Genomic DNA, 1,386 nt, shown 5'->3' with positions numbered 1-1,386 from the left:
GCTCCGTCGAGTGGGCAGAGACGAACGGAGGCACGCCCTGTGCGTAGCGCAGACCTGGAGGAGTTCCGCGGTTTCGCCGAGGAGCGGTTGCCGCATCTGCGGCGGACCGCGTACCTGATGTGCGGCGACTGGCACCACGCGGAGGACATCACGCAGACCGCACTGACGAAGCTGTATGCGGTGTGGGGGAGACGGCACCGGGTCGCGAACCTGGAGGCCTACTCCCATCGCGTGCTGACCCGGACCTGCATCGACCACACCCGGCGCCGCTGGCGACGGGAGGACCCGACACCCGCGCTGCCCGACCGGCCCGGCCCGGGCACCGACCCTTCGCTCGGCCTGCAGGTCCGCACCGCGCTCGCGGCCCTGCCGCCGCGTCAACGGGCCGTGGTGGTCCTGCGGTTCTGGGCCGACCTGGACATCGCGGACACCGCCAAGGCCCTGGGCTGCACCGCCGGAACCGTCAAGAGCCACACCGCCCGCGCACTCACCAAACTGCGCACCCTGCTCGGCGACACCGACCCGTTCGACGAACTGGCCACCGCCCCGACCCCCCTGAAGGAACTCCTGTGACCCACCACGACGCCCTCGACCCGCAGGACGAGATGCGCACCCTCCTCGCCGCCGGCCTCGGCGCCGAACCGACCCTGCGCCCCGGCACCGTGGACGCCGCGGTCACGGCCGGACGCCGCCGCCGCGGCACCCGGCTGGCCGTGCGCGCCGCCGCCACGATGGCCGCCACCGCCGCCCTGGCCGCCCTGGTGGCGACCCTGCCCACCGGCGCCACCCCCACCCCCGGCGCCCCGGTGGCGGCAGCCGACCCGCTCACCGGCCCCCTCACCCTGGCCGGCTCCGCCGACGCCACCCCCGAACCGCTGCGCCCGGACTCCTTCGGCCCCGGCAGCGGCCGCGCCACCGCCTGGACCAGCGACCACCTGGGCACCACCCTGGCCTCCCTGCTCCCGGCCGGTGCCAAGACGGTGCGTGCCGGCGACATCCCGGGCCGCAGCTTCCGGGTCGCCTGGCAGTCCCCGGCCGGTTCGGTGGACTTCGTCGGCGGCGCCGACCACACGGCCGACGCGCCGAAGGTGCCGTTCTGCGCCACCATCGCCCTGCCCAAGATCACCCCGCGCCCCGGCGTTCCCAGCCCGCAGGAGATCGCCCCGCGCACCGACTGCCACCTGGTCGAGCTGCCCTCGGGCGCGCGCGGCGAGGCCGTGACACTGACCCCCCGGCAGGACGGCCGCGTCTCCCAGTACGTCCGCCTCCAGCGCGCCGACGGCCGGACGGTGACGCTCCAGCAGTGGGCCGAACAACCGGACGCGGGCCTGGACGAGGCCGCCCTGCTGGCGATCGCCGACGACCCCACCTGGCAGTTCTGACCCG

2 protein-coding genes are annotated in these 1,386 nt (G+C 75.7%); both read left to right on the top strand.

Annotated elements, in window-relative coordinates:
• Positions 1-39 precede the first annotated feature (39 nt).
• The gene (locus ACIRRH_RS43910) at positions 40-573 is read left to right on the top strand and encodes a SigE family RNA polymerase sigma factor (protein WP_403079106.1); all 534 of its coding nucleotides are present in this window, start codon (positions 40-42) and stop codon (positions 571-573) included.
• Complete coding sequence (locus ACIRRH_RS43905) at positions 570-1,382, top strand: hypothetical protein (protein ID WP_403079105.1); 813 nt, start codon at positions 570-572, stop codon at positions 1,380-1,382. Before ACIRRH_RS43910 ends, ACIRRH_RS43905 begins: the two co-directional genes overlap by 4 nt.
• The last annotated feature ends 4 nt before the right edge of the window (positions 1,383-1,386 follow it).

The sequence above is a fragment of the Kitasatospora sp. NPDC101235 genome (assembly GCF_044767505.1).
Classification (GTDB): Bacteria; Actinomycetota; Actinomycetes; order Streptomycetales; family Streptomycetaceae; genus Kitasatospora.
The sequence above is the reverse complement of the archived record's forward strand: the minus strand, read 5'-3'. Positions and strand labels throughout refer to the sequence as shown.